Origin of the sequence: Streptomyces sp. NPDC006197, assembly GCF_040613865.1 — a bacterium.
In the GTDB taxonomy this organism is placed as follows: domain Bacteria; phylum Actinomycetota; class Actinomycetes; order Streptomycetales; family Streptomycetaceae; genus Streptomyces.
Genome location: NZ_JBEXSZ010000285.1, coordinates 1 through 2,623, shown reverse-complemented (window position 1 = coordinate 2,623; position 2,623 = coordinate 1). Strand labels below are relative to the sequence as shown.

The 2,623-nt window shown below is 73.7% G+C and carries 1 protein-coding gene and 1 pseudogene; both read left to right on the top strand.

The features are described from left to right. Positions 1–165 precede the first annotated feature (165 nt). Positions 166–2,151, top strand: coding sequence for a squalene--hopene cyclase (gene shc, locus ABZ318_RS39435; RefSeq protein WP_356907226.1), 1,986 nt, complete (start codon positions 166–168; stop codon positions 2,149–2,151). After that, positions 2,151–2,623, top strand: a pseudogene (locus ABZ318_RS39430) (hypothetical protein); the annotation flags it as partial. The gene shc and the pseudogene ABZ318_RS39430, both read left to right, overlap by 1 nt.

The window sequence follows — 2,623 nt, the reverse complement described above, 5'->3', positions numbered from 1 at the left end:
GGGGTGTTCGTTATTTTTTGAAATACTTCGCGTGTGTGTTTTTATCTCGGGTAATCTCCCCCGAATCATTTTATTGGTGTGCGGGGCGACGGGGCGGCGCCACCCGGCGCCGGCCGACGGCAGACCCGCAGGAGCAGAAGGAACCGACTGCACGAAGGGGAAGCCATGACAGCGACGACCGACGGAAGCGCCGGGGCCGTGGGCCCCCGGGCAGCCGCGGCCAGCAGGACGAACGACGCCGACGCCCTCGCGTCCGGCCTCGACGGCGCCGCCGCGCGGGCCGTCGAACGGGCCGTCGAGCACCTGCTCGCCCGGCAGGACCCGGCCGGCTGGTGGAAGGGCGACCTGGAGACCAACGTCACCATGGACGCCGAGGACCTGCTCCTCCGCCAGTTCCTGGGCGTCCTCGACGCCGACACCACCCGCGCCGCCGCCCTCCACATCCGCCGCGGACAGGGCGAGGACGGCGCCTGGGCCACCTTCTACGGCGGACCCGGCGAGCTCTCCGCCACCGTCGAGGCCTATGTGGCCCTGAGGCTCGCCGGAGACCCGCCCGAGGCCCCGCACATGGCCCGCGCCTCCGCCTGGGTCCGGGCCCGGGGCGGGATCGCCGCCGCCCGGGTCTTCACCCGGATCTGGCTGGCCCTCTTCGGCTGGTGGCGCTGGGAGGACCTGCCCGAGCTGCCGCCGGAGCTGCTCTTCCTGCCGAAGTGGTTCCCGCTCAACATCTACGACTTCGGCTGCTGGGCCCGGCAGACGATCGTGCCGCTCACCGTGGTCTCCGCGAAGCGCCCGGTCCGGCCCGCGCCCTTCCCCCTGGACGAGCTGCACACCGACCCCGCGCGGCCGAACCCGCCCCGGCCGCTCGCCCCGGCCACCGGCTGGGACGGGATCTTCCAGCGGCTCGACAAGGCACTGCACGTCTACCACCGCTTCGCCCCGCGCGGACTGCGCGGGACAGCCATGAACGTCGCCGCCCGGTGGATCGTCGAGCGCCAGGAGAACGACGGCTGCTGGGGCGGCATCCAGCCACCCGCCGTCTACTCGATCATCGCCCTCCACCTCCTCGGCTACGACCTCGGGCACCCGGTCATGCGGGCCGGCCTGGAGTCCCTCGACCGGTTCGCCGTCTGGCGCGAGGACGGTTCGCGGATGATCGAGGCCTGCCAGTCGCCCGTCTGGGACACCTGCCTCGCCACCATCGCCCTCGCCGACGCGGGACTCCGCCCCGACCACCCGGCGCTCGTGAAGGCCGTGGACTGGATGCTCGACGAGGAGATCACCCGGACCGGCGACTGGGCGGTGCGACGGCCCGGACTCCCGCCGGGCGGCTGGGCGTTCGAGTTCCACAACGACAACTACCCCGACATCGACGACACCGCCGAGGTCCTGCTCGCCCTGCGCCGGGTCGAGCACCCCGACCCCGCCCGGGTGGAGGCGGCCATCACCCGGGGAGCCCGCTGGACGCTCGGCATGCAGTCGCGGGGCGGCGCCTGGGGAGCCTTCGACGCCGACAACACCAGCGCCTTCCCCAACAAGCTGCCGTTCTGCGACTTCGGCGAGGTCATCGACCCGCCCTCCGCCGACGTCACCGCCCACGTGGTGGAGATGCTCGCGTACGAGGGAATGACCGAGGACCCGCGCGCCCGCCGGGGCATCGAGTGGCTGCTCGCCGAACAGGAGCCCAACGGCGCCTGGTTCGGCCGCTGGGGCGTCAACCACGTGTACGGCACGGGCTCGGTGCTCCCCGCGCTCGCCGCCGCCGGACTGCCGGGCTCCCACCCGGCGATCCGCCGGGCCGTCGCCTGGCTCGGGTCCGTGCAGAACGACGACGGCGGCTGGGGCGAGGACCTCCGCTCGTACAAGGAGGAGGAATGGGTCGGGCGCGGCCCCTCCACGGCCTCCCAGACGGCCTGGGCGCTGATCGCCCTCCTCGCCGCCGGCGAGCGCGACTCCGAGTCCGTCCGCCGGGGCGTCGCCTGGCTGGCCGAGACCCAGCGCGAGGACGGCTCCTGGGACGAGCCGTACTTCACCGGCACCGGTTTCCCCTGGGACTTCTCCATCAACTACCACCTCTACCGGCAGGTGTTCCCGCTCACGGCGCTGGGGCGCTATGTGTACGGGGATCCCTCGCCGCGCAAGGCGGACTGATGGGCCGCGAGCCCGGCCCGGGCGCCGGCCCGCCGCTGCTGATCGCCTGCGCGCTCGGCATCGAGCAGTTCGCCCTGCGCAGCGGGGAGCGGGGCGGCGCATCCGGCCCGGTGACCGTGCTGCGCACCGGCATGGGGCCGGACCGGGCCCGTCGGGCCGTGTCCCGGGTGCTCGGCGAGGAGTCCTGGCGGGACGCCGCGGTGATCGCCTCCGGCTTCTGCGCGGGCCTCGCCCCGGGCATGCACCCGGGGGATCTGATCGTCGCCGACGAGACCCGCGGCCCCGACGGCACGACCCTCTGCGCCGGCACCGAGCTCCTGGTGAAGGCGCTGGTCAAGGCGGTGCCCGGGCGTGCCGTCCACACCGGGCCGCTGATCGGCTCCGACCATGTGGTGCGCGGCCGGCTTCGGACACCCGGCCACACGGGGCGCGGTGGAACGGGCGGTCCTGCACCTGGTCGACTGAGACGCTC

Bases quoted from the DNA above. Each gene is read 5' to 3' on its own strand.
- shc (WP_356907226.1), top strand. From the start codon at position 166: ATGACAGCGACGACCGACGGAAGCGCCGGGGCCGTGGGCCCCCGGGCA.